The following is a 24,956-nucleotide window of genomic DNA, read 5'->3' as shown; positions in this document are numbered from 1 at the left end:
AGTTGATAGAGCAGGCCGGCCCACAGCAGCGGCAAGGTCATGGCATCCGGCAGCAGTTGAGTGCGCAGGTCGATCACGGCCAGTGCCAGCAGCGCCAGGCAGGCACCGTACACGAACAGGCCCTGCCAGCTGGCGCCGTACAGCGCCACCACCGCCAGCGCCAGGCCGGCCCCGGCCAGCTCCACCAGCGGATACTGCGGGCTGATACGCGCCTCGCAGGCGGCACAGCGGCCGCGCCGCTTGATCCAGCCGAGCACCGGCAGATTGTCATGCCAGGCGATGGGGGTTTCGCACTGAGGGCAGATGGAGCGCGGCACCATCAAATTGAAACGGGGCGACTCCTCTTCGGGCAGCTCCAGCGCCTCGCGAGCCTCGGCCCGCCAGCCCAGCATCAGCATGACCGGCAAGCGCACGATCACCACGTTGAGAAAGCTACCCATGCAAAGGCCCAGAAGGGCGGCCAGCGGCCATACCGCTCCACTCACAGCACCGTTCCCAGCTCGAAGATCGGCAGATACATCGATACCACCAGGGCGCCGACCAGAATACCCAGCACCACGATGATCAGCGGTTCCAGCAGCGAGGTGAGGGCATCGACCTTGTTGTCGACCTCTTCCTCATAGTAATCGGCCACCCGGTTGAGCATGGCGTCCAGCGCGCCGGACTCCTCGCCGATGCCTACCATCTGCACCGCCAGCGCCGGAAAACGCTCGGTCAGGCGCATGGCGAAGTGCAACTGCTGGCCGGTGGAAACGTCCTCGCGGATCTGCCGGGTTGCGCGCTCGTAAACCAGATTGCCGGTGGCCCCGGCGGCGATGTCCAGCGCCTCCACCATTGGCACACCGGCACCGTAGGTGGTGGCCAGGGTGCGCGAATAGCGCGCCACGGCGGATTTATCGAAAATGTCGCCAAGCACCGGCAGCTTGAGCAGAAACGCATGCACGCGATAGGCAAAAGCAGGCGAGCGCCTGATCCCCTGGCGCACCAGGAAAACGAAGGCGACCATGCCCCCCAGCCCCCACAGCCAGTACTGCTGAGCGAACTCGGAGAGGGCGATGGTCATGCGGGTCATCCCCGGCAGCTCGGCGCCGAAGCCATGGAACAGGCTCTCGAACTGCGGCACCACCTTGATCAGCAGCAGCGCGGTCACACTGATACCTACCAGGATCACCGCGATGGGATACCACAGCGCCTTCTTCACCCGGCCCTTCAGCGACTCCACCTTTTCCTTGTAAGTGGCGATACGCTCGAGCATGCGGTCCAGCGAGCCGGAACTCTCGCCGGCCTCCACCAAGTTGCAGAACAGGCTGTCGAAGCACTCGGGATGGTTGCGCAGCGCCTGGGAAAAGCTCGAGCCGGCCGCCACCTCGTTCATCATCTGCTGCACCACGGCACTCATGGCCGGCTTGCGAATGCTCTCGGCCACCACCTGGAACGCCTGTAGAACCGGCACGCCGGCACGAATCATGGTAGCCATCTGGCGGGCGAACAGCATGACGTCGCGGGGCTTGATGGTGCCCATGCCGCCGCCCAGCCCGTTCTTGCGGCGTACCCGCTTGACGATGATGTTCTGGTTGGCCAGTTCGCGTTCGACCTCGAACTTCTCGGCGGCCACCACCTCACCGCTCACCAGCCTGCCGCCGGGCCCCTTGCCCGTCCAGCGCCAGCGGTACAGTTTCAGCTTCCGCGGCGCTCTTGCCGTTCTGGTTGCCATAGGTTCCCTGCTGCGTTCTTGAATCTCTTCTATTATCTTCGGCGCGAAAACGCTCAGCTTGAGCTTCATCAATTTACCGTGCGAGATGAAGCATAATTTTGTCAGTCTTTGGTAACTCGGTTGACCTCGGTGAGGCTGGTAATCCCCTGCATTACCTTCAAGAGCCCGCTGCGTCGCAGATCCGGGTGGCCTTGTTGTCGTGCCAACTGGTCGAAATCCATCGAGTTGCCGTTGCGCATGATCAACTGGCTCATCTCGTTGCCGACCGGCACCACCTCGTAGATACCCACACGCCCCTTGTAGCCATGGGTGCAATGCTTGCAGCCTACCGCTTCGTACACGGTGGCGCTATCCACCTCCTGCGCGGTGAAGCCCTCCTGCAGCAGTGCCTCGCGGGGTATCTCCACCGGCTGCTTGCAGTGCTTGCACAGCCTACGTGCCAGACGCTGAGCGATGATCAGGCTCACCGAACTGGCGATGTTGAACGGCGGTACGCCCATGTTGGCCAGGCGGGTCAAGGTCTCCGCGGCGGAGTTGGTATGCACCGTGGAAAGCACCAGGTGACCTGTTTGCGATGCCTTCACCGCAATCTCGGCGGTCTCCAGGTCGCGAATCTCGCCGACCATCACCACGTCCGGGTCCTGGCGCAGGAAGGCGCGCAGGGCGCTGGCGAAATCCAGCCCGATCTTGGGCAGCACGTTGACCTGGTTCACCCCCGGCACCTTGATCTCTACCGGATCCTCGGCGGTACAGATATTGCGTTCTACCTCGTTCAGGATGTTCAGCCCGGTATAGAGCGTTACCGTCTTGCCGCTGCCGGTTGGGCCGGTGACCAGAATCATGCCCTGAGGATGGTCCAGCACGCCTTCGTAGAGCGCACGCTGCTCCGGGGTGAAGCCCAGCGCATCGATGCCGATCTGGGCCGAAGTGGGATCGAGAATACGCAGCACGATCTTCTCGCCGTACACCGTAGGCAGCGAGTTCACACGAAAATCGATCGAACGGGTCTTGGAAACCTTGAGCTTGATGGCGCCGTCCTGCGGCAGGCGGCGCTCGGAAATGTCCAGCCGCGCCATCACCTTCAAGCGCGCGGCAATGCGCGCACGCATGGCAAACGGCGGGCGCGCGGCCTCCATCAGCATGCCGTCCACCCGCATGCGTACCCGGAAGCTGGTCTCGTAGGGCTCGAAGTGGATGTCCGAAGCGTTGCGGCGAATGGCATCGAGCAGAATCTTGTTGACGAACTTGACGATGGGCGCGTCGTCGGCGCCGCTGGAAGCCGTATCGATGGCGGCATCATCGCTGATATCCAGACCATGCTCGAATTCCAGCTCGCTGATGGCATCGTCCACCCCATCCAGCGCGTCCATCATGCTGCTGTCGTGGTGGGCCAGATAGGCCTCCAGCACCGGCATGAGCTGATCCACCGGGCACAGCACCGCATCGATACTCAGCCCGGTAGCGAACTGCAGCTCATCGAGTTTCGCCAAGGTGGAGGGGTAGGGCACAGCTACCGTCAGCCGATGGCCGCGGCGGGTAAGTGGCACCACGCAGAGCTTGCGCAGCAGCTTTTCGGGGTATTCGTTGGCGGCGGGCAGGCTGGCCAGGCGCAGCGCATCCAGATCGATCACCGGCAAGCCGTACTCCCAGGCCGCACACAGCGTAGCCTCGCGGGCGGTGGCCAGGCTGGACTCGATCACGTGCTGCAGCAGGCTGATTTCCGCCTCGCGCGCCTCGTACTCCGCCCGCTCCGCCGCCGGGCGGGAAAGCAGCCCGTACTCCACCAGGCGCCGGGTGAGCCCGCGCAACCCCTCGAGGTTGGGGTTAGGTGCAGAGGCCGCCAAAGTGCCAATGGGCGCATGGCTGGCATTGGGAGCGGATCGATAGTCGTTCATGGCGCCTCAGGGGTTGGGCCCGCACGGGCGTGAGCATAACGGTTACAGGCATTCTAGCCCCTCGGTATGCATCATCCCACCGTGATGACGTTTATGGTCCCAACTGGCATTAACGGTGTCATCGATTATGATGAAAATATGGTAGTACCCATGTAGGTAGCGCTTGTGGGCAAAGGGTGTGTAAATTAATGTTAGTGAAAACGGGGCGTAAGACCCCTGTGATGAGCGAGCTCAGGCACTTGCAGCGCAAGGCGTGAGCGAAGGTGGAAAGGGGCAAGAGCAAGGTGCGGACCCGTTCCGCGAGAGCAAGCGGCGTAAACGCCGCAGGTGTAACCGCCCAAGCGGCCGGCAAGACGGCCGTACGGGTACCAGAGAGCAGGGGACGACGGCGATGAGCATGAAAGAACTGATGCGACAGAGGACAACGGCCAAGCGAGGCCAGGGCGGTTTCACCCTGATCGAACTGCTGATCGTGGTAGCCATCATCGGGATTCTGGCGGCGATAGCGATCCCGCAGTATGGCAACTATCTTGATAATGCTGATAACAATGCTTGTAGGGCTGAGGTAAGGGCTGTGGCAAGTTCAATAGGGGCCCGTATTGTTGAAGAGGGCTTCACAGGCACCAATATTCCAGTAGAAATCTGGAACAGTGGCAATGATGAGGATGAGGATGACGATGGCGGAAATGCCTGCGCGACTATGGTATTTGACGGGGACGACACCGTAACGGGAACTTCACGTCGGACAAATTCAACATTTACAGCGTCTACTGGTGTGCAAGCCGGAAGCTGAGTTTGGAATAAGATGTCAAAGCCAGCGATGCAAGTCGCTGGTTTTTTTAAGCCATGTTTGCAGTGGCTTATCTGAGATTGACCTTCCCCTAGCTTAGATCTTGCTCAAATGAGGGGGCGCTGCTTCATTCCACACTCCCTGCGCATTCCTTGCCTAGGCTGAAGGAAATCCAGCCGTAAGGAGCGGGCCATGCGTATTCCTAACGAACGGTACTCCACGGTGCGGCGGCCTTTACAATGCACACCCCTGTGAGGAGGTATCATAGCCATCAGTCTCTTGTACGTGACCATGCCTCACTTTTAATGTAAAGTTGTGTATCAAAGTGTTCCGGGTTTTCTGGAGGGCAGATGCCAGGTAAGCGACACAGGCAGCAAGGTGCGGCGCTGGTGGTGGTGCTCTCGTTATTGAGCATGGCTCTTTTGCTCGGTCTGTCGAGTATGAGTGGCAGCTTGGTGAACGAGCGACTAGCGGGAAACTACCGCGCCATGGCCCAGGCTCAGATGGCGGCTGAGCGAGCTGCTTCCGAAGGTTGGCATAATTTGCTTGCCAGTACCCCAGCACCCTCTTTCGATAATCATGATCTAACGAGTCTAATAGCAACTCACTGGTCAGCATTCAATACTGGTTTGCTGGTTGAAAACCAAACTGCATGTCACTTTGTCAGTTCAGTGAGTTGTTCTTATCGCTATGTAAGTAGTGGCGGCAGGGATTACATCATAGCAATGGGTGTGGTTCAGGATGAGGTGGAGGGAGTAATTGCAACGAGCGAGAAAATAATTATTGAACTTGAGTCCGAGGCTGGAAGTGGAGCTGTCTTTTCTTCGCCAATAGTCGGGTGTGAAGGAGTCCAGCTTTCAGGTGGTTCTACAATTGGTAGTTATGATTCTCGAAACGGACCGTGGAACGGTACGTCAAGCGGGTTTAGGGAATCTGAAACACCTCTGGTTAGAACGCTTGAAGGCGATGGCCTCATAAGTCTGAGGGGAAATGAAAGAATATACGGCTCTGTTTCGTCATACGGTGGGGTGTTATTGCCGTCTGGTTCATCCAGAATTCATGGCAATGTTTCAGCGAATGGTGACGTGAATTTAAATGCAGGTGGTGGTGAGATTTACGGAAATGTGTCATCACAAGGCAACGTCAGGTTTGGGAACAGTGCTAAAGTCCATGGGGAAGTAAAAGCTGTCAATGACGTGATTTTTGAAAATGATTCGGCTTTTGTAGGTGAGGCTATTTATGCCGGTGGCAATGTTCGGTCTACAAGGAAAAGTAATCCCGCAGAACATCTTTCGCAAAACAATAGGCAAAATTACTATCCCGGCCACGATGGCGGTGCCGTGCCTGTTTCTGGCGAGAGCTGCGACAACATGAGATTTTCAGGGCGTAGCATCTCTGAAGAAGCCTTGAGGCTTAGCGAAGAAATTCCTGATGTGAATGAATCAGATGGTGTGCCAAGGAACGTACAAATAGGGCCTTGGCCGTATTGGGATTGGGAGATCTCGGAAGGCGGCTTGAGCAAGCTAGATAAATCAAATAATTCAAATAAATGGACTGAGCATGCACGTAGTCAAATAGCGGATGGAGTATTGGCTAGGGAAGGGTATACAAGTGTGGTGCGTGTCGGAAATTTGGATATCAATCAAAGCGGCTCGCTAAGGGTTTCTGGTAATGTAGTGCTTATAGTCGAGGGCAATTTTAACGTCGGTGGGGGTGGGGACGGCATAAGGATTGATCCGGGCAGTAGCCTAACTGTCATTGTGCGGGAGAAGACGGTGTTCGGAAGCTCAGTGAATATGCTTGGTACGAACCCTGTGAATAACAACGGCGATGCGTCCTTTACTTTGCTCTCAACGTATAATGGCAGCGGCCGCGCTGTTGAATTCAATGGTGGGAGTCGTGTTGTGGCAAATGTTTATGCACCATTTGGCGATGTGGCGATCATACGTGGCGCGAATTTGCACGGATCGGTCAGGGGAAAGCGCGTTGAGGTAGATGGAAATGGTTTGATTGCATATGACGAAGCTCTTCAGGAGTCTGGCTTTGATGGAGAAGCCGGCGGCGGCTCTGGCTTTGCGATCAGCTCTTGGCGCTGAGCGCGCCAGTGTGATTCTGCTCTTAGGTCCACGGTGAGCAACTAATGCCGGGAGATGGCCCCCACTCATGTAATCTCCTGGGGTAATGCCCGCTTTCCGAATATGTGGCTTGTCGTTCCACACTCCCTGCGCATTCCTTGCCTAGGCTGAAAGAAACCCTTCGGTAAGGAGCAGCCCATGCGTATTTCCCAACGAACGGTACTCCACGGTGCGGCGGCGGCACTGCTGCTGGCCGGTGCGGCCTTTGCTCATGCCCAGCCTGCCGATAACCGTGGTCAGGGTCAGGGCCGAGGGCAGGCTCAGGAAATGGCGCCGGGGCAACAGGGGCAGGGCAGAGCCCAGCCCGGCGAGCGTGCGTCTCGAGGCGGGGAAGGGTGGCAGGGGGAGCCTCGCACAGGGCGGAATGTCGACTACGGCCCGCGCATAGATGAGCGCGAGATCCGCCGGTTGCTGCTCGAGCGACGTGACTGGATCGAGATCGACCGCAGCCGGGAAAGCCTGCCGCCTGGCATCCGCATGAACCTGGAGCGGGGCAAGCCGCTGCCGCCGGGCATCGCCAGGCAGCTGGACGATCGCATCCTGCGCGACCTGCCACGCTACGACGGCTACGAATGGCGCCGCGTCGGGCCTGACGTCATCCTAGTGGATGCCGCCAACGCCATCATCTACGAGATACTGCGCGATATTTTTTATTGAGGCCGTAGAAGTAGCGAACTTCTAAGCGGGAAGCGCGAGGTTATCCGCTCTGAAGTCGCCCAGGGCTGCCAGGCCGCGCCAGTTGTTGATGCGGATTTGCCTGTGGTCGCAGCTTTCGATCAGCCCCTTACGCTTGATCTTGTTCAGCGAGCGGCTCACGTGAACGCTGGAAAGGCCCACTACATCCGAGATTTCCGATTGAGTGAGAGGGAAGAAATAACGCCCCCGGTAGGTCATGCCGGCCGCGTGAGAGCGGGCGAAGCATTCGCATAGCAAATTGGCGATTCGTCCTTCTGCATTGCGTGCCGAGATGTTGACGATCCAGTTCATGGCCACGCTGTGGCTGATATGACCCGAGGCCTTGAACAGGCGCAGGATGCGTGGCCGCTCGAACAACCGCTCGGCGCTTTCTGAGTCGATGGTGGTGAAACGCAGCGGCGTGATCGCCTTGATGGAATAGTCGAGCCGGTTGTACAGCCCCTGGCCGTTGTCGCTGATATCGCCCGGCAGCAGCAGGGAAGTAATCGGCTCCCTGCCGTTGCGCAACATCTTGTAGCGACACGCCCAACCCTTCTCGATCAGATGCAGGCACTCCAGTACCTCACCTTCGCGGGCCAAGTGGCTGCCCTTCTTCACTTCCCGCACGGGGCCCGTGTAGCTATCGAAAACGCGCTTGTCCTCGTCGCATAAATCCAAGCGTGACTTGAGGTTATGAAACAAATACATGCCATCCTTAGTGTGCTTGACCAATGTCTCCATACCCCCCAGTGTAGCAAACGACCGAGCGGCAACAAGGTCGTAAATTAGATGATGCTGATGGTATGGCGGCTTGGGAATGGTCATACAAAGCAGGCGGCGGCTTCTTGTTCGTGCCGCATCCGTTCGGTTTTCGGAATTTCGTTTGCCACATCTATTTGACGTTGCCGATAAAGTCGATGAAAATAAGATTGAGTGTTGTCATTTCGGCCGGGTTGTTGTATTTATAAGCCGCATCCCGCAAAACTCCCAAATGAATTACAGGATTGCCAATGTCCCTTCTTAGCGAATTCATGCAGAAAGAGCAGCAGCTCAAGCAGCTTCAGGCTGAAATGGAGCGGCTGCAAAACGACGAGCGCCTGAAGGCCGAGCTCGAGTTCAAGGACAAGCTCGAAGCGCTGATGCGCGAGTTCAACAAGAGTTCTGCCGATGTCATCAACCTGCTGGAACCGCAGGGTGGCAAATCGGCTCCGGCCAAGTCGGCGGCAGCCGGTGGCGGCGCCCGTCGCAAGCGCAAGCTGAAAATCTACAAGAACCCCAAAACGGGTGAAGTGGTGGAAACCCGCGGTGGTAACCACAAGACGCTGAAAGCCTGGAAAGACGAGCACGGCTCTGACACCGTGGAAGGCTGGCTGGTTCGCGTCGAGTCTTGATTACCTGCGAAGCCGGGCCAATGGCCCGGCTTCGTTCGATTTGCTTGTCCTTGCTCAAGATTTAGTCGTCGGGCACAGCGGTTGTCTGACCCAGCGTAAGCTCATCGATTCTTTTGAACCGGCAGCCGAAGTACGATTTCTTCCTGCGTCCACTCCACCTGAAGTGCCTCTCCCGTGGCGTGATAGCGCTCTGCGGGCAATCCTTCGCAAATCAGGTACTGCACCACGTCTGGTATCTCTTCCAGCGATTCGACCGTAACGCAGGCCTGATGCTGAGAAGGCACCTTCAACAGACGGAACGAGGGTGGAATGGGGGTGCCCTGCGCTTCGTTCTGGCTGACAACCGGTCCGACGTCGATTCGATTCGTTTCGCTGGGCAACGGCGTGTTATACATCAAGGCAATGATATGGCCGCGTTTCAGGCGCTCGGATAAGCTTTCCGCTCCCTTGGCGTGTTGCCGCCATGTCTTGAGCATGCCCAGAGCGGCGCTATGCGGCTGACGATAGAGCCGGGTCACTAGGGCATGGCGCATGTCCGCATGACGTATTTCAAACGTTGGTGGTTTACGGGCCCCCTCCTTGTATACAGGGTTGTGGTGAAGTCTCAAACGTAGCGCCTGGCGGTATTGGCGCGGTGTCTGATTGTGGTATCGTTGGAAAGCACGGCTGAACGCGGAATGGTTCTGGTAGCCGCACTGGCCGGCAATGGTTCGTATCGAAAGGGGGGTCAAGGTCAGCAGACGCGCTGCCTTCTCCAGGCGTAAACTGTCACGGTATGCACTTGGAGACAGACCAAAGCACTGCTTGAACCTGCGCCGGACCTGTGAGGTCGAATAACCGAGTCGGCTGGCGAGGTCTTCTATTCCCTGCTGGCTATCCAAATGGTCTTGCAGCCAGATCTCCGCCCGCATCATCTCGTTAAACATAACTGTCCCTTGCTCGATTCGGCAGCAACGACTCGTTTGCTGCGTCTGCCAAAACACTGGTGCCCTCACTGGCGCCTGGGCAGAGCCCGGCAGGCATAACGCCCGCTTTTCTTATGGCTTTTGAGAATCTCTTTATGCGCTTGGGTGGCAGCCAAAGGCAAGTTTGGTTAACGAGTTTGACCGTTTGTGCATAATACGTACTGGGAATGATACGCAACTCCTTTACGTCAGACAGCCTCTGTTTCAGCGTAGCGCAACGTCGTTTCTTCGCTACACAGCGGTTTGGCGGTATACTGGAGCTCTTCATTAGCAGGTGCCGCTGGGGGAAAGGCCCAGGTACTTGAGCAAATACGGATACACATGAGAAACCAAAAATCGAACCGTTCCATGGATGAGCGCGAAAAACTGCGCAAGTTTCGAGAACTGGACGACGCCTTCGCCGAGGCACTGCGCGAACTGGAAAAGCCCAATCCGAAGCTTGATATTCCCACGGGGCCGCCGGTGCGTAGCCTGGCAGAGCTGGAAGCGGAAGAGCAGCAGCAAGCCTTCGAGCGGAGGCTCAAATCGCTGATGAACGAATACGCACAGCCCAGGGAAAGCGTGGCAGTCCTGCTGCGTACCTTGCAGAGCCTTGGACGCATTGCCTGATCTGCAGTCCTCTATGACCTACTTTCTGGTGATGGGTAGCCTGGCGTTATCCGTCCTGTTCACGCTGGGGTGGGCGCTTTCCCGCCTGCTGCGCTGGGTGGCTTCCGGCCTCTCGCTTGGCAGTGGCAAGGGGAGTGCCAGGTCCCGGCGCTCGTCAGGGCGCGGCAGTCGTACCGCCGCCAAAACCGCCAAGTCCAATACGAGGAACAAGGCCAGCGCAAAATCCGCTGCCAAGGCGGGAGCCACCGCCAAGGCCAAGCCTGCCGGCGAGCCCTGGCGCATTACCCGGCGCCTGGCCGAATGGCGCTCCAGCACCGCGCTGGCGCTGGTTGCTGCATTCACCTACCTCGTCGCACGCCTTGCTGAACACGGCATGAGCTACCGCCCACCCCATACGTTGCCCAGTGGGTTCGGCACTTTGCTGTTCGGCCTTGGCTGGCTCTCCGCCGGTTTGATCCTGCTTGCACTGCTGCATCGGCTGGCGGTGTGGCGCTGCCGTTGAGTCAGCGTCGGTGTGATGAATTGTCATAAAAAAGGCTGACATGCCGCTCATGAGCCCGCGCTGATGGAACAACTGTTTGAGTTGTCAAGGGTATTTCCTTGCCGATGGCGGTAGAGCATCCCGTGCGAGTGCCGTAGAATTCAGCTATTCCAATAACGATACCCGGCAGGGAAGGGCCGCGCCGCAGGAATGATCCGTGGCGTTGCCGAAACGTCGAGCACATGCTCGACAAGGGACCGTGAAAGCATTGCCCAGGGCTTGGTGTGTCCTGTGGCTTTCTCGTGCGCATTTGCGCAACGCCCCGTCCCGGTACATGGTATCGCCAAGCGACCAGGGCCAGGGAACCGCCCGTAACAATCCCCGGGCGGTAGCGTGCCTGGCGTACGGAACCTAAACCAGACTGGGCTCGATTTCAAAGATGAGCAGCTCCAAGCGGAATAAAAGCCAAACAGCTTGGCCGGATGCTCGAGCCAAGACATCGAATCCTTGGTCAACGATGAACAAGACGACTACGTGAAGATTCTCCACCACGGCGGCGGTGCGGGTGTAACCGGCAGCTGCCACCGGCTGCAAATTGCCCAGGGTCGCGCCCTGCTGGTCGATTGCGGCCTGTTCCAGGGGCAGGATGCCGATCACGTCGAAAGTCTGGAGCAGCATACCGTGCGCTTCCCGGTGGAAGACGTGCTGGCGCTGGTGGTCACCCACGTGCACATCGACCATATCGGCCGACTTCCCTATCTGCTGGCGGCAGGTTACAAGGGGCCGATTCTGTGCTCGGTGCCATCGCAGCGGCTACTGCCTTTGGTCATAGAAGATGCGCTGAGAGTCGGTTTCACCCGCGACCGCGCCCTGATCGAACGCTTTCTGGCTGAGGTGGAAGGGCGCCTGGTAGCGCTGGAATACAAGCAGTGGCACACCGTGCTCGACGACGAACACCATCGCATTCGCGTCAAGCTGCAGCGCGCAGGGCACATACTCGGCTCCGCCTACGTAGAAGTGGATTCTCAAGACAAAGCCAGCGGGCAGAGCCAACGCACCATCTTTTCAGGCGACCTGGGCGCGCCCCACGCACCGCTGCTGCCGGCACCCAAGCCGCCCTATAAAGCCGACGTGCTGGTGCTGGAAGCCACGTACGGCGACCGCCTGCACGAAGACAGAGTGCACCGCCGCCAGCGGCTCAAGGCCGCCATCGACAGAGCGTTGGAAAACGGCGGCACCGTGGTGATACCCGCCTTCAGCGTAGGCCGCACCCAGGAGCTGCTCTACGAACTCGAAGGGCTGATACACGACGCACGCAGCGAACGCTGGCGCGAGCTCGAGATCATCGTCGACTCGCCCCTGGCCGCACGTTTCACTGAAGTTTACCGCGAGCTCAAACCCTGGTGGGACGCCGAAGCCCACCGTCGGCTGCGTAGCGGCCGCCACCCGCTCAGCTTCGAGAACCTCTACACGGTAGACGACCACGCCGCGCACGAGCGCACCGTGGCCTACCTGGCCGAGAGCGGCAAGCCTGCGGTAGTGATCGCCGCCAGCGGCATGGTCAGCGGCGGCAGGGTGGTCAACTACCTCAAGCGCATGCTCCCTGACGAGCGCCACTGCGTGCTGTTCACCGGCTACCAGGCCCAGGGCACCCCGGGGCGCAACATACAGCGCTTCGGGCCTAGCGGCGGCTGGGTGGAACTGGAAGGCCAACGCATCGAGATTCGCGCACGGATCGAAACCGTAAACGGCTACTCGGCCCATGCCGACCAGCACGACCTGCTCAACTTCGTACGCCGCATGCGCCACCCACCAAGGGAAGTGCGCCTGGTACACGGCGACGCCCACGCCCAGGCCGCGCTCAAGGCCAAGCTGCTGGAATGGGCCGAAGGGGCAGGGCATGAGTTGAGAGTGACGCTGGGTAGCGACTATCTTGCCGAGAATACGAATACAGAGGCTTATGCCCAGGCGCTAGCATGAAGATAACCATGCCAGCGTAAACTTGGCACGCCTAACATCAGTTCTACCTACTTGAACGTGCAGGATTTTAAGGAACGGCAATGAACGTTACCGTATTTGGAACCGGCTATGTAGGCCTGGTGACTGGCGCTTGCCTGGCCGATGTCGGCCACGACGTGATGTGCATGGACATCGATGCTGACAAAATTGCACGCCTGGAGCGCGGAGAGATCCCCATCTACGAGCCCGGTCTCGAAGCCATGGTCAAGCAGAATGTGGCCGCAGGAAGGTTGCGCTTCACGACCGAGGCTGCCAAAGCGGTGGCCTTCGGCAAGCTTCAGTTCATTGCCGTTGGCACACCGCCGGACGAGGATGGCAGCGCCGACCTGCAATACGTGCTCGCCGTAGCCAAGACCATTGGCGAGCATATGAACGACTACAAGGTGGTGATCAACAAATCCACCGTGCCGGTGGGAACGGCGGACAAGGTGCGTGCCGCAATTGCTAGCGCCCTGGAAGCCCGTGGCGAGCAAGCCGAGTTCGACGTTTGCTCCAACCCAGAGTTCCTGAAAGAAGGCAGCGCCATCGAGGACTTCACTCATGGTGCGCGTATCGTGGTAGGTACCGACTCAGAGCGGGTCAAGGCGCTGATGCGTGAATGCTACGCCCCCTACAACCGCCTGCGCGACAAGTTGATGTTCATGGACATTCGTGCCGCCGAGCTGACCAAGTATGCCGCCAACGCCATGTTGGCTACCAAGATCAGCTTCATGAACGAAATAGCCAACCTGGCCGAGAGACTGGGCGCCGACGTGGAACAGGTGCGCCACGGTATCGGCTCGGACCCACGGATTGGCTACTACTTCATTTATCCCGGCTGCGGCTACGGCGGGTCCTGCTTTCCCAAGGACGTACAGGCCCTGGCCCGTACCGCCAACCAGGTTGGATACGAGCCGAAGCTACTCAACGCGGTAGACGCGGTTAACCAGCGCCAGAAACAGACCCTGTTCAACAAGTTGATGCAGGCCTTCGATAGTGACCTGCAAGGGAAGACCATTGCGCTGTGGGGACTGGCCTTCAAGCCCGAGACCGATGACATGCGCGATGCCCCGAGCCGCATGCTCATGGAAGCCCTGTGGGAAGCCGGCGCCAAAGTACAGGCCTACGACCCGCAAGCCATGCGTGAGTGTCGGCGCATCTATGGCGACCGCGACGACCTGGTGCTGGTGGCCGACCGTATCCAGGCAGTGAAAGGCGCCGATGCTTTGGCCATCTGCACGGAGTGGAAAGACTTCCGCGCTGTGGATTTCGACTGGCTGAAACAGCAACTGGCCACACCTGTTATCGTGGACGGACGGAATCTGTTCGAGCCAATGCGAGTTAAGCAAGCAGGTTTGCTTTATTTTGGAGTGGGGCGAGGGGATTCGCTTAGCAGTACATAAGCTATGTTTTTGAGAAGAAAATTTCATAACTGGGTGTCATATGAAGAAAGTGTTGGTTACTGGTGCTGATGGATTTATTGGGTCTCATTTGACAGAGCTGTTGGTGCGCGAAGGTTATCAGGTTAAGGCTCTCTCCCAATACAATTCTTTTAACTACTGGGGTTGGTTAGAAGACGTTTATTGTATTAGTGATGTTGAAGTGCTGAATGGTGACGTGAGAGACCCTCATTATTGCAAATACATAACTAAAGATGTTGATATTGTGTTTCATCTGGCAGCTCTGATAGCAATACCCTATTCGTATGTAGCGCCAGATAGTTATGTCGATACAAACGTAAAAGGCACGTTAAACATCTGTCAGGCTGCGCTTGAAAATGGTGTTGCCAGAGTGGTTCATACCTCCACAAGTGAAGTATATGGAACTGCACAATATATACCGATAGACGAGAAACATCCGTTACAGCCCCAATCTCCATACAGTGCCTCGAAAATTGCTGCGGATGCTATGGCGATGAGCTTTTTCAATGCCTTTGATCTGCCCGTGACGATTGCTCGCCCCTTCAATACTTACGGGCCAAGGCAATCTGCTAGGGCCGTTATCCCAACAATGATCAGCCAAATAGCTAGTGGTATGAAGCAGATCAAACTGGGTGATGTATCGCCTACTCGTGACTTTAATTATGTTGAAGATACTTGCCAAGGGTTCTTGGCGCTAGCAAATTGTGAAGCTGCAATAGGACAAACCGTAAATATTGCTTCTAATTATGAAATTTCAATCGGCGACACACTGAATATTATTCGTGAGCTAATGGGTAGTGACGTAGAATTTATTGTTGAAGAGCAACGACTTCGCCCAGGAAAATCTGAAGTATTCCGATTGTGGGGAGATAACACACGTATACTTGAGCTTGCTAATTTTTCACCAAGTCATGATATTCGTAGCGGTCTTCAGAAGACTATTGAGTGGTTCACCAAGTCTGAGAATCTAAACAAATATAAAGTTGATCTTTATAACGTCTGAGACCAGCCATGTTTTCAACGTTGATAGAATTTATTCGCGATCACTACCGCACGCAAGATTTTATACCATTGCATGCGCCTGTTTTTCGCGGGAATGAAAAAAATTATGTTGCTGAAACCATTGACTCGACATTTGTATCTAGTGTTGGCTCATTTGTAGACCGTTTTGAGCATGACATGGCGGCATATACGGGCAGTCCGCGTGCTGTTGCTACGGTCAACGGTACGGCAGCTTTGCACGTAGCGCTGCGACTGGTGGGGGCTGAACGTGGTGATTATATACTTACTCAGCCACTCACATTTGTAGCTACCTGTAATGCTATTGCATACTGCGGCGCAATGCCGATCTTTATTGATGTGGACCGTAGTACCTTGAGCCTGTCGCCGAAGTCATTGAGCGCTTGGTTGGAAGAGAATGCCTACCTTGACGAGCATGGGTGTTGCCGACGGCTAGATAACCAAGGTGTCATTCGGGCTTGCTTACCAATGCACACTTTTGGCCACCCGGCGGATCTGAATGGTCTCGTCCATGTTTGTAATGATTGGGGAATCGCGCTAGTTGAAGATGCAGCTGAATCTCTGGGCAGCACCTATCAAGGTCAGCATACTGGAACCTTCGGCATCATAGGTGTACTTAGTTTTAATGGCAATAAAGTGATTACCACTGGTGGGGGTGGTATGGTTTTGGCTGATGAAAAAATTGCCAGTCGAGCCAAGCATCTCACAACTACTGCCAAGAAGCCTCATACATATGAATATGTACACGATGAAGTCGGGTATAATTACCGACTTCCCAATATTAACGCTGCTCTTGGGTGTGCTCAATTAGAGCAGTTGGATGCTTTCATCAATGAGAAACGCCAGTTGGCAAACGAATATGCTCGCTGCCTCTCAGGCAGCGAATTGTCATTTATTACCGAGCCTGCAGGATGCCGTAGCAACTACTGGCTCAATGCTGTGATCTGTGCTGATCGCCAACAGCGTGATGAGCTACTTAGTGTCACTAACGGTAAAGGAGTGATGACCCGTCCTATCTGGCAGCTGATGAATCGGTTACCTATGTATGCTAACGCATCAACTGGTGAGCTCACCAATTCATTATGGTTAGAAGAGCGAGTGGTCAATCTTCCCAGTGGCATACGTTTAAATGGACCTTAGAGGGCAGAGTAGTGCGGCGTATAGCGGTATTTACCGGCACGCGGGCCGAGTACGGTCTACTTTATTGGTTGATGAAAGAGATTGATGCCCATCCCCAACTGGAGCTGCAGGTTATTGCCGCAGCAATGCATCTTTCTCCGGAGTTCGGCCACACATGGCAAGCTATCGAAGAGGATGGATTTAGTATTGCCGCAAAGGTTGAAATGCTGCTCTCGTCGGATAGCCGGGTAGGCGTGGCCAAATCGATGGGGCTGGGGTGTATCGGGTTGGCTGATGCACTTGATCGACTTGAGCCCGATGCCTTGGTTATCCTTGGCGATCGCTTCGAGGCATTGGCAGCGGCACAAACGGCTCTGGTAATGGATATACCCATTGTGCACTTGCATGGTGGGGAAGTGACAGAAGGGGCTTACGATGACGCCATTCGACATGCAATCACCAAGATGGCGAACCTACATGCTGTTGCCGCAGAGCCATACCGGCAACGTGTAATTCAGATGGGCGAAGATCCGGCCCATGTGCTTAATGTTGGTGCGCTAGGATTGGACCACCTTACCCGCTCACCCCGCATGAGCCGTAAGGAATTGGCTGCCAGCCTGAGTTTTTCATTGGAACGTCCCTATCTTTTAGTGACCTATCACCCGGCTACGATGGTGGATGAGCCCCCCTTGCTCAGTTTCCAGGCCTTGTTGGCTGCGCTGGATGAGTGGCAAGATTATCAGGTAATTTTGACTTATCCAAACGCGGATAATGGTGGGCGTTCGATAATACCGGAGCTGGAAGCTTATGCGGCCAGGCAGCCTAAGCGTGTACTGGCGATCCCTTCGTTAGGTTTCAGGCGATATTTATCCGCCGTGGCTGAAGCGGCTGCTGTTGTAGGCAATTCATCCAGTGGGCTCATTGAAGTGCCCAGCTTTGGTATTCCCACCGTGAATATAGGTCAGCGCCAAGCCGGACGCCTTGCAGCCAAGTCAGTGCTGAACTGCCATCCTACCAAACCATCGATTTGCCAAGCTCTGAAAAAGGCTCTTGCTCCAGAGTTTCTTGAGACTTGCAAGCATGTACATAACCCTTATGGTCAGGGGGATGCTGCTCAGAAAATCGTTGCAGCGCTGGTTACTTTTCCCATGACTAGGCTGAAACACTTTCATGACTTCCCCGGGAGAGTGTCTTGATGTCTATACCTCATAAGGTTTATGTGATCGCTGAGGCCGGTGTCAATCATAATGGCAACAAACAATGTGCGTTTGATTTGATTGATGTGGCTGCAGATGCAGGTGCTGATGCAGTCAAGTTTCAGACCTTCAATGCCAAGCGACTTGCAGCGCTTACTGCTCCCAAAGCGGCTTACCAGCAGCAGACTACTGAAGCTAGCGAGAGCCAACTGGAAATGCTGGAAGCGTTGGAGCTACCATTGGAGTGGCACAGACCACTCCAAACCCATGCACATAGCCGTGGTGTCGAGTTTCTGTCCACAGCATTTGACTTACAAAGTCTTTTGTTTCTCGAAACGCTGAACTTACCCTTTTATAAGATACCTTCTGGTGAAATTACCAATGGCCCTTTGCTTTGGCAATTTGCACGCACAGGGAAGCCCCTAGTCATTTCTACTGGCATGGCCACTTTAGCGGAGGTTGAGCAAGCTTTAGCTATAGTTTGCCATGCGCTGGCATATAACAAGCCACCGGACTCGCTTGATGACGTTTGGAAATGTTGGAGCCAAGTTGAGCTGAGGGCTGCGTTACACGGTCGAGTAAGCCTTTTGCACTGCACTTCTCAGTATCCGACCCCGATGGCAGAAGTGAATCTGAAGGCTATGGATACGCTTGCTCATGCTTTTCAGCTACCAGTAGGCTATTCGGATCATACCCAAGGCACGCTGATACCTGTAGCAGCGGTGGCTCGAGGAGCATCCATTATCGAAAAGCACTTTACTCTCGATAAAAAACTACCTGGACCTGATCATCGAGCTTCCTTGGAACCGGATGAACTATGCCGAATGATAAAAGAAATTCGTTCGATCAGTCTGGCTTTGGGAGATGGACAGAAAGCACCTCAGCCGAGCGAATGGGATACCCGCGCGGCTGCCCGGCAGGATCTTGTCGCTGCTGAGATGATAGCAGAAGGGGAAAGTTTCACTGCGTCTAATATCGCTACGGCCCGTTCTGGAAAAGGAGGGACAGCGATTACCTACTGGGATCAGTTGGGAAAAATTGCAAGCCGTCAATATCAGCCAGGTGATGCATTGTGAGCCTCCCCGTAATTTTACTTGGTGCTGGTGGACACGCCAAAGTTGTGTTGGACGTACTGCTGTTGCTCAATCGAAAGGTGCTGGGAGTCTGCGATCCCCAGCTAGCTTCCAATGGTGTGTCTGCATGGCGAAGTTTTCCAGTATTGGGAGCTGATGAAGAAATATTAAATTATTCTCCCAGTAGTATTGAGTTGGCTAACGGAGTCGGTAGTATGCCGGGTAGCCACCTTCGCAGAAATTTATATAAATTGTTTGTTAAAAAAGGGTATCGCTTTACAACATTAGTGCATCCTACTGCTGTGCTAGGCTCTGGTGTTAGCTTAGGGCACGGGACACAGGTTATGGCAGGAAGCATCGTACAAGCAGACTGTTATATTGGTGATAATACCATTTTAAACACGGCGGTACGCATTGATCATGATGGATATATTGGTCAACATGCCCATCTTGCTCCTGGCGCAGTTGCATGCGGTGGTGTGGTAGTTGAAGAGGGAGCCCACATTGGGCCTGGTTCTATTTTGATACAAGGAATATCAGTGGGAGTTGAGGCTGTGGTGGGCGCAGGTACCGTTGTCATACGAAATGTTCCAAGTCATCACTTCCAGACCGGACAGCCACCGCGCCAGGCAAAGTCGATAATCTGACAGCACGTGGAATGGATAGGAGTTCCTCCATGAAGCAGTGGGAAGCGGCTCTAGTCGCGCCTGAAACCTCTTTAGAAGTTGCGATTGAAGTACTGGATCATGCGGCCCTTCGTATTGTGCTTGTGGCCGATGAGCAACGTAGGTTATTAGGCACTGTCACTGACGGGGACATCAGGCGCGCTTTAATTCGACATTTGCCGATGAGCTCTGCAATTCAAGATGTAATGAATCCTAACCCCCGAGTAGCGCCCTCTAGTTGGAGCCGTGATAAGCTGCTTCAGCAGATGGAGCAGCATCAAGTACTACAACTGCCTATTGTCGACCCAGACAAGCGAATCATTGGCCTTGAAAGCTTACATGACTTGCTAAATACGAAAAAGCTTGAAAATCCCGTTTTTTTGATGGCTGGTGGGTTCGGAACTCGATTGCGTCCTTTAACTAATAATTGCCCTAAGCCGATGTTGAAAGTCGGCGACAAGCCGATCTTGCAGCTAATACTTGAAAATTTTGTTCAGGCTGGCTTTCATCGTTTTTATATTTCGACGCACTATATGCCGGAAGTGATCCGCGATCATTTTAAAGATGGCAGTGAGTGGGGGGTCTCAATAAGTTACATTCACGAAGAAAAGCCTCTTGGTACTGGCGGAGCATTAGGATTGCTGCCCCAGGACGAAATTGACTTGCCTTTATTTATGATGAATGGTGACTTGCTTACTTCACTTAATTTCCAAAGCTTGCTACAGTTTCATGCGGAACATCCAGCTATAGCTACTATGTGTACGAGAGAATATGAGTATCAAGTGCCTTATGGAGTGATTGAAAGCAATGGGCATCACATTATGTCAATGGTGGAAAAGCCATTGCAGCGTTTTTTTGTAAACGCAGGTGTATATCTTTTAAATCCTGAGATTGTTAAAACAGTAACACCTAATAAAAGGATTGATATGCCAGACCTGTTAAATTCTGAAATTAAACGCGGTAATTCAGTTAACATGTTTCCAGTCCACGAATACTGGTTAGATATTGGGAGAATGGATGACTTTAATATAGCTCAGGAAAAAGCGGGAATGCTCTTGAAATGAATAGGAATAAAGTTGTTGACATATTGGCGATCATACCTGCGCGCGCTGGCAGTAAACGCCTGCCAAAAAAAAACATACTACCACTAGCTGGAAAACCATTAATTCAGTGGACACTAGATGCAGTTATCGAATCACGCGTGGCAGATTTGATAGCAGTTACATCTGATGATAAGCAAGTATTAGAAATTGCTAGCCATAACGATAAAGTCACAGTAATTGCGAGACCTGATTTTTTGGCTGGGGATGACGCTGCTACAATAGATGTTGTCGCACATACCATAAGCTATTTTAAAGAACAAGGAGTCATTGCCCGACGTGTTTTGCTTTTGCAACCTACATCGCCGCTTAGAAGTGCAAAAGATATTATTGATGCTGTTTCCCTCCATAATGAGAATGATGAGAAAAGTTTGGTTTCAATAAGTGAGGCAGGACATTCATCTTCTCTATTTGGGGTGTTGTCTGAACGAGGTGTTTTTATACAATCTAATATGGATGAAATAAGAAATGGGGGGGTTAAGGAATATCGTATAAATGGCGCCATATACATAAACCATATAAAAAATATTATTGAGACTGGAAGAATGCTAGATAAAGAGCCATTGGCCTTTATAATGCCAAAGGAAAGAGGTGTTGATATTGATGAGTGGCTTGATTTCAAATTGTGTGAGATAGTTATTCGAGAAGGTAGTAACAAAGCTGAAGGCTCTTCTTTATGAGTATTGTTCATGGTGGTCGTACATTACTCCGAAATATAATTGTTAACTTTGTTGTAAAGTTATTGAAATCGAGCCGGCTTGGGAAAAGAAAAAAAAAGAGAGCTGCCTCAGTCATAGCGAAAATATTAGCGGGCCGGACAACTAATTTTTTGATAGCCAAGAAGTTAGGAAAAGCAAAAAAGTACTATTATTCAAAGTTCTTTTTATTTTCATATGTAGATAGTAATATTAAACAAGAGATCTACCACACTGAGGCTATATTGCTGCTTTCAAAGGTTCTTAGGAAGAAATTTCACTATGCTGAAAGTGAGAATTATTTAAATCAGTGTCAGCCAAGTTCACATAAAGAAGAAATTAATATTTTGCGCGAAAAATTTGCATTATATCGTCACTGGGCTCGCTATAAAACTTATAAAGTAAGAAAGGATAAAGGTAATGATAGCGATGCTTCTATGTGTAGAGTCTGGGCTGGTGTAGCAATAACCGGCTTGGAGTTGTTTGAAAAAGATATAAAATTCGCTTTTAAAAACAAAAAGGATATTGTTGCGGCACATATTACTGCCTTAGAGATGATGAGGAATAAACATGAAACAAAGGACTTGAGAAATAATTTAATTCGAGGTTTTGTTGGAAAATTATGCTGCGCACGCAATAATGAAGAAGAATGTCAGAGTCTATACTCATGGATATCAAAGGCTATTGATGAAAATGAACCCTCAGAATCTAAACATTATTTTAATGAAATCGAGTTGAAGCTTTGTTCTTCAGAGGGATGGTCTAATTTATCGGCTCTTCTATGGTGTTTGGCGTTATTCGAAAGCTCCTTATGTGCCAGGCGCAAATCAATAGAGTGCGCATTTGTTGAAGCAAGCGAAACCGAAAGCGTTATTACTCTTTACAGAGGCCTGCTAGCTAGCATGGACCTCGACGATACATTTAAGGCAGAGGCAATCTATAAGAAATTACTAGAGATAGTGAACAACGATGTTCAGGAATCTGGGATCATTAAAGAAATTGGTTTTGAAAAATATAAAGCAACTATTGAACATGTCGAATCGCTACTGTTTAGATCATCCGCTAAAGTAGAAAATATTAACTTTCTTGATTATATAGAAAATAAAAAAATAGCTATTGTTGGTAGCTCTTCCGGAGAACTTCCAGATGAGCTTAAAAAATTTGATATTGTCATTGAGCTTAATGTTGTAAACGAGAAATTAACAGGTAAGTTTGAAAAAATCTTATCATTGTCCCATTCTCCAGCCAAGCATTTCGATTTTAGTTCATTCAGCCAATCGGCAAGAGGTTGTAAATGGATTATGGTGCCAGAAAAATACGTAGATTTTTTTGAGGGTCGAGGAGTAAACATCTTTGCTAAGGGCGCTAGCCCTCATCTTTATAGTGGAAGCCTTAATCATGGTATGTCGGTAATATATTATTTGCTGAAGTATAAACCATCAAAAATAAAAATATTCAACATGAACTTTTATTTATCATCTAGCATTTATCGAGATGGATATAGTCCGTTCGATTTAAAAATGAAGGATTTAAGTCTGACGACTATATTGTTACAAGCTAATCACGATAGCTTCTCCAATATTAATTTTACAAAATCCTTATTGAATAGAAATTTAGTGTGTGCGGATAATGGATGTAAGCATGTTCTAAACATGGAGCTAGAACAATACGCGGGGGAGATGAAGAAAATAGTTTTGTCCCTAGGCTGATTTCTGCAGTATCGTTACCTCAATTTTTTTCAGACTTAATTATTTTACTCCCAACCCGTATCGATTGTCTGATTATTGCACTGGTGCCGGTTGCGGCTCAGTATTCTGTATTAGATTGTTAGAGGTTCTATAGTCCGAGGTCCTAGCCGAAATCATCCAGCCCTCGGTACCCGAAGGTTTGATAATTGCGAAGGATTGCTTATAACTGCTCACAGAATAGTTTAGCTTATGATTTTGGCCCTCCGGATATTCTGCAGATACTTGGCCAGTTCTAGAAGACTGAGCTTGCGACGTTCAACCTTATTTTGGTAGTCATAGCGTCTCTCATGGTGCTCCGTCGAGCTCCAGACACTCTCCACGAACTATGATTACTTTATTTCCGTAGCCGGCTGTCTTGTCGCACCTCAATTTGCCACAAGTCTATGCCATTTTTATAAGTGAATAAAATATTATTATGTTTTCATACTATAATCGGGAATTTTTGAAGCAGATGCATTATTATTTCATGCGTGGATATGCAAAAATTCCATTCAAAGTGCGCAATATTGTTCCCGGAGCTGTACGAATTTTTATCAAAGAGAATATTTTAAGAATAAATAAGGTTGGTGTTGTTGAGAGTGTTGATAATAAACTTTGGGGAGGCTTTTCTGCGTCAGCCTTGGAAGAGCTAAATAGAATAAAAGAGGAAAGCGGCCCGAAACAATCGGCCGAGGCAGCCTGGTGTTTGTTCAGATGGCATAGCATTAATAAAGAATTTTCTCAGGCGCTTGAAAATATTAAATTTGTCCGAAATCGATTGCCGAAGGCAGGGCTTTATCCTCGTCAGATATTGCCAGAAGTCAGTATGCTGGCTCTGAACGCACAGCATGAAGAAGCTCGTAGCGTACTAGTGGAAAAAAAAGAATATATTACTTCTCACGCTAGTTACCAAATGGCTTTGGCTAACACTTGGGTTGGTATAAATGAAGACGAGGTTTTGAACGCTATCAATGCCATGTATAGCCAGGCGGGATTTCTAACAATAGAAAAAATTGACAAAACTCAGACACTAACGATCGACAATATTCAATGTGAGAGCGACTGCTCGGCTACAGGATCAAATTCACTCAAGGTAACTGTAATCGTTCCAGCATATAATGCTGAAGACAAAATTCTGACTTCATTGCTTTCTTTACAGCAGCAGACTTGGCAAAACCTCGAGGTCATTGTTGTGGATGACTGCAGCACTGATAATACGGAAGGTGTTGTAAGAGACTTTTGTCAGAGTGATGAGAGGTTCAGGTATCTAAAAAATGAGCGTAATGGCGGTAGTTACTACTCCAGAAACCACGCTTTGGAGGTGGCTACTGGAGACCTAGTAACCATCCATGATGCTGACGACTGGTCTCATGCTCAAAAAATTGAAGTGCAGGTCAAGCATCTACTGAGTGAAAAAGTACCTTACAACTTTTCTTTTTGGACTAGAGTCTCTGACAACCTTTTCTTTTGGGGGACGGCTTCCAGGCCAGGCACACACGATGATCTGGTAACACTTAACCATTCTTCCGCGCTGTTTCATCTAGATGAAGTAAAAGCGTTAGGAGGCTGGGATACCGTACGTATTGCTGCTGATAATGAGTTGATCAGGCGTTATGAGCGACAATTGGGCATGCCTGCTACTAACTATGTCACTCGTGGTTGCCAATCGGAATGTCCACTTTCTTTTGGCCGACTTGATTTTAACTCACTAACTCAGAAAAAGCTGACCCATGTCGTTACCGCCTGGCATGGTATGAGAAAGGAATATAGGGAAAGGGCGGGCTTCTGGTATGATAAGGTGCTTGCGGAGAGGCCGAAGGAGCGTTTCAATGGGCTTAAACCACCTTTTTTTGAGTCGCCAGAAGAAATCCGTAGTAACCGAAGTGCTGCGCCTTCACTTAGCCGGCTTTATATTGGAGATTTTTCAAGAAGTAAAAGTGCGAAGAAAAATATATGCTTAATAGCGGCCTTTAATAGCAAGTGTGATGCTGGTATTTTTAGCTACCCTGATTACGATAATTTCTCAAGTGTTACTTTTGTTTCGCTTGCACGACGGTACGCCGAAGATAGCAATTTGCGTATATGCATTGCAGGAGAAGAGCTGGAGGTTGATGAAGTTGTTATTTTGAACCCTCAGCTCTTTGAGCATGTGCTTGATCGCTTTCCTGAAATTAAGGCTTCGAAAATTAAAATCTTACAAAATAACGAAATGGAGACGGTCAGCAAAAAAGCATTGTCTAATATTTCTTCCATGTTGAAAGTTGAAGCATCTTCGCTTTCTTTTTTC

General features: G+C 52.1%; 22 protein-coding genes. 17 read left to right on the top strand and 5 right to left on the bottom strand.

All coding sequences use genetic code 11. The features are described from left to right. The 3 genes from B8115_RS15735 to pilB all read right to left on the bottom strand — a co-directional run. Positions 1 to 440, bottom strand: a 440-nt coding sequence (locus tag B8115_RS15735; RefSeq protein ID WP_141638628.1) for an A24 family peptidase, incomplete at its 3' end; no start/stop codon positions are given. A gap of 41 nt (positions 441 to 481) precedes the next feature. After that, positions 482 to 1,714, bottom strand: coding sequence for a type II secretion system F family protein (locus B8115_RS15730; RefSeq protein WP_010628783.1), 1,233 nt, complete (start codon positions 1,712 to 1,714; stop codon positions 482 to 484). Positions 1,715 to 1,815: 101 nt separating this feature from the next. Further along, complete coding sequence (pilB, locus tag B8115_RS15725) at positions 1,816 to 3,609, bottom strand: type IV-A pilus assembly ATPase PilB (RefSeq protein WP_010628782.1); 1,794 nt, start codon at positions 3,607 to 3,609, stop codon at positions 1,816 to 1,818. 397 nt (positions 3,610 to 4,006) lie between these two features. Here pilB and B8115_RS24080 point away from each other — a divergent pair, with 397 nt between their 5' ends. From B8115_RS24080 to B8115_RS15715, 3 genes are all read left to right on the top strand, one after another. Continuing rightward, positions 4,007 to 4,402 carry a prepilin-type N-terminal cleavage/methylation domain-containing protein gene (locus B8115_RS24080; protein ID WP_274517425.1) on the top strand — a complete coding sequence of 132 codons (396 nt, stop codon included), beginning with the start codon at positions 4,007 to 4,009 and terminating at the stop codon, positions 4,400 to 4,402. A gap of 347 nt (positions 4,403 to 4,749) precedes the next feature. Continuing rightward, on the top strand, positions 4,750 to 6,495 hold the full coding sequence (locus B8115_RS23390) for a polymer-forming cytoskeletal protein (protein ID WP_141638627.1): 1,746 nt from the start codon (positions 4,750 to 4,752) through the stop codon (positions 6,493 to 6,495). A 177-nt stretch (positions 6,496 to 6,672) separates the two neighbouring features. Next, complete coding sequence (locus B8115_RS15715; protein WP_010628780.1) at positions 6,673 to 7,191, top strand: anti-virulence regulator CigR family protein; 519 nt, start codon at positions 6,673 to 6,675, stop codon at positions 7,189 to 7,191. Positions 7,192 to 7,212: 21 nt separating this feature from the next. On the opposite strand, the gene B8115_RS15710 is transcribed toward B8115_RS15715, so the two are convergent. Beyond that, positions 7,213 to 8,034, bottom strand: a complete 822-nt coding sequence (locus B8115_RS15710) for a Crp/Fnr family transcriptional regulator (RefSeq protein ID WP_083861862.1) — start codon at positions 8,032 to 8,034, stop codon at positions 7,213 to 7,215. Positions 8,035 to 8,219: 185 nt separating this feature from the next. On the opposite strand from B8115_RS15710, the gene B8115_RS15705 reads away from it, so the two are divergent. After that, positions 8,220 to 8,600 carry a histone-like nucleoid-structuring protein, MvaT/MvaU family gene (locus B8115_RS15705; protein ID WP_010628778.1) on the top strand — a complete coding sequence of 127 codons (381 nt, stop codon included), beginning with the start codon at positions 8,220 to 8,222 and terminating at the stop codon, positions 8,598 to 8,600. 101 nt (positions 8,601 to 8,701) lie between these two features. On the opposite strand, the gene B8115_RS15700 is transcribed toward B8115_RS15705, so the two are convergent. Next, the gene (locus tag B8115_RS15700; protein ID WP_010628777.1) at positions 8,702 to 9,526 is read right to left on the bottom strand and encodes a helix-turn-helix domain-containing protein; all 825 of its coding nucleotides are present in this window, start codon (positions 9,524 to 9,526) and stop codon (positions 8,702 to 8,704) included. Positions 9,527 to 9,913: 387 nt separating this feature from the next. On the opposite strand from B8115_RS15700, the gene B8115_RS15695 reads away from it, so the two are divergent. The 13 genes from B8115_RS15695 to B8115_RS23380 all read left to right on the top strand — a co-directional run. Then, positions 9,914 to 10,174: a hypothetical protein gene (locus B8115_RS15695; RefSeq protein ID WP_010628776.1), complete on the top strand. Its 261-nt coding sequence runs from the start codon at positions 9,914 to 9,916 to the stop codon at positions 10,172 to 10,174. A gap of 13 nt (positions 10,175 to 10,187) precedes the next feature. Next, complete coding sequence (locus B8115_RS15690; RefSeq protein WP_010628775.1) at positions 10,188 to 10,676, top strand: hypothetical protein; 489 nt, start codon at positions 10,188 to 10,190, stop codon at positions 10,674 to 10,676. 513 nt (positions 10,677 to 11,189) lie between these two features. Then, complete coding sequence (locus B8115_RS15685) at positions 11,190 to 12,635, top strand: MBL fold metallo-hydrolase RNA specificity domain-containing protein (RefSeq protein WP_035591329.1); 1,446 nt, start codon at positions 11,190 to 11,192, stop codon at positions 12,633 to 12,635. Between the two features lie 80 nt (positions 12,636 to 12,715). Next, on the top strand, positions 12,716 to 14,056 hold the full coding sequence (locus B8115_RS15680; RefSeq protein ID WP_010628772.1) for a UDP-glucose/GDP-mannose dehydrogenase family protein: 1,341 nt from the start codon (positions 12,716 to 12,718) through the stop codon (positions 14,054 to 14,056). 40 nt (positions 14,057 to 14,096) lie between these two features. After that, complete coding sequence (locus tag B8115_RS15675) at positions 14,097 to 15,077, top strand: NAD-dependent 4,6-dehydratase LegB (protein WP_010628771.1); 981 nt, start codon at positions 14,097 to 14,099, stop codon at positions 15,075 to 15,077. Positions 15,078 to 15,085: 8 nt separating this feature from the next. Then, on the top strand, positions 15,086 to 16,234 hold the full coding sequence (locus B8115_RS15670; protein WP_010628770.1) for a LegC family aminotransferase: 1,149 nt from the start codon (positions 15,086 to 15,088) through the stop codon (positions 16,232 to 16,234). An 11-nt stretch (positions 16,235 to 16,245) separates the two neighbouring features. Beyond that, complete coding sequence (gene neuC / locus B8115_RS15665; protein WP_010628769.1) at positions 16,246 to 17,409, top strand: UDP-N-acetylglucosamine 2-epimerase; 1,164 nt, start codon at positions 16,246 to 16,248, stop codon at positions 17,407 to 17,409. After that, on the top strand, positions 17,409 to 18,485 hold the full coding sequence (neuB, locus tag B8115_RS15660; protein ID WP_010628768.1) for an N-acetylneuraminate synthase: 1,077 nt from the start codon (positions 17,409 to 17,411) through the stop codon (positions 18,483 to 18,485). Before neuC ends, neuB begins: the two co-directional genes overlap by 1 nt. Beyond that, positions 18,482 to 19,129 (top strand): acetyltransferase, encoded by a 648-nt coding sequence (locus B8115_RS15655; protein WP_010628767.1) that lies wholly within the window; start codon positions 18,482 to 18,484, stop codon positions 19,127 to 19,129. The genes neuB and B8115_RS15655 overlap by 4 nt, the downstream gene beginning before the upstream one ends. 29 nt (positions 19,130 to 19,158) lie before the next feature. Further along, a complete protein-coding gene (locus B8115_RS15650) occupies positions 19,159 to 20,211 on the top strand; it encodes a nucleotidyltransferase family protein (protein ID WP_035591327.1) in 1,053 nt (350 codons plus the stop codon). After that, positions 20,208 to 20,927, top strand: a complete 720-nt coding sequence (locus B8115_RS15645) for a cytidylyltransferase domain-containing protein (RefSeq protein ID WP_010628765.1) — start codon at positions 20,208 to 20,210, stop codon at positions 20,925 to 20,927. The genes B8115_RS15650 and B8115_RS15645 overlap by 4 nt, the downstream gene beginning before the upstream one ends. After that, a complete protein-coding gene (locus B8115_RS23385) occupies positions 20,924 to 22,651 on the top strand; it encodes a hypothetical protein (protein WP_141638626.1) in 1,728 nt (575 codons plus the stop codon). Before B8115_RS15645 ends, B8115_RS23385 begins: the two co-directional genes overlap by 4 nt. Positions 22,652 to 23,141: 490 nt before the next feature. Beyond that, the coding region (locus B8115_RS23380; RefSeq protein WP_158409655.1) for a glycosyltransferase family 2 protein at positions 23,142 to 24,956 on the top strand (1,815 nt) is incomplete at its 3' end.

The organism is Halomonas sp. KM-1 (assembly GCF_000246875.1).
GTDB lineage: Bacteria > Pseudomonadota > Gammaproteobacteria > Pseudomonadales > Halomonadaceae > Halomonas > Halomonas aerodenitrificans.
This window is presented reverse-complemented; position numbering and strand designations above follow the sequence as displayed.

What these genes read in the sequence shown, in the direction of transcription:
- B8115_RS15715 (WP_010628780.1), top strand. Translation starts at nt 6,673, where the DNA reads ATGCGTATTTCCCAACGAACGGTACTCCACGGTGCGGCGGCGGCACTG.
- B8115_RS15675 (WP_010628771.1), top strand. Translation starts at nt 14,097, where the DNA reads ATGAAGAAAGTGTTGGTTACTGGTGCTGATGGATTTATTGGGTCTCAT.
- B8115_RS15690 (WP_010628775.1), top strand. Translation starts at nt 10,188, where the DNA reads ATGACCTACTTTCTGGTGATGGGTAGCCTGGCGTTATCCGTCCTGTTC.
- B8115_RS15700 (WP_010628777.1), bottom strand. Translation starts at nt 9,526, where the DNA reads ATGTTTAACGAGATGATGCGGGCGGAGATCTGGCTGCAAGACCATTTG.
- B8115_RS15705 (WP_010628778.1), top strand. Translation starts at nt 8,220, where the DNA reads ATGTCCCTTCTTAGCGAATTCATGCAGAAAGAGCAGCAGCTCAAGCAG.
- pilB (WP_010628782.1), bottom strand. Translation starts at nt 3,609, where the DNA reads ATGAACGACTATCGATCCGCTCCCAATGCCAGCCATGCGCCCATTGGC.
- B8115_RS23385 (WP_141638626.1), top strand. Translation starts at nt 20,924, where the DNA reads ATGAGTATTGTTCATGGTGGTCGTACATTACTCCGAAATATAATTGTT.
- B8115_RS24080 (WP_274517425.1), top strand. Translation starts at nt 4,007, where the DNA reads ATGAAAGAACTGATGCGACAGAGGACAACGGCCAAGCGAGGCCAGGGC.
- B8115_RS15710 (WP_083861862.1), bottom strand. Translation starts at nt 8,034, where the DNA reads ATGACCATTCCCAAGCCGCCATACCATCAGCATCATCTAATTTACGAC.
- B8115_RS23390 (WP_141638627.1), top strand. Translation starts at nt 4,750, where the DNA reads ATGCCAGGTAAGCGACACAGGCAGCAAGGTGCGGCGCTGGTGGTGGTG.
- B8115_RS15680 (WP_010628772.1), top strand. Translation starts at nt 12,716, where the DNA reads ATGAACGTTACCGTATTTGGAACCGGCTATGTAGGCCTGGTGACTGGC.
- B8115_RS15670 (WP_010628770.1), top strand. Translation starts at nt 15,086, where the DNA reads ATGTTTTCAACGTTGATAGAATTTATTCGCGATCACTACCGCACGCAA.
- B8115_RS15695 (WP_010628776.1), top strand. Translation starts at nt 9,914, where the DNA reads ATGGATGAGCGCGAAAAACTGCGCAAGTTTCGAGAACTGGACGACGCC.
- neuB (WP_010628768.1), top strand. Translation starts at nt 17,409, where the DNA reads ATGTCTATACCTCATAAGGTTTATGTGATCGCTGAGGCCGGTGTCAAT.
- B8115_RS15650 (WP_035591327.1), top strand. Translation starts at nt 19,159, where the DNA reads ATGAAGCAGTGGGAAGCGGCTCTAGTCGCGCCTGAAACCTCTTTAGAA.
- B8115_RS15645 (WP_010628765.1), top strand. Translation starts at nt 20,208, where the DNA reads ATGAATAGGAATAAAGTTGTTGACATATTGGCGATCATACCTGCGCGC.
- B8115_RS15730 (WP_010628783.1), bottom strand. Translation starts at nt 1,714, where the DNA reads ATGGCAACCAGAACGGCAAGAGCGCCGCGGAAGCTGAAACTGTACCGC.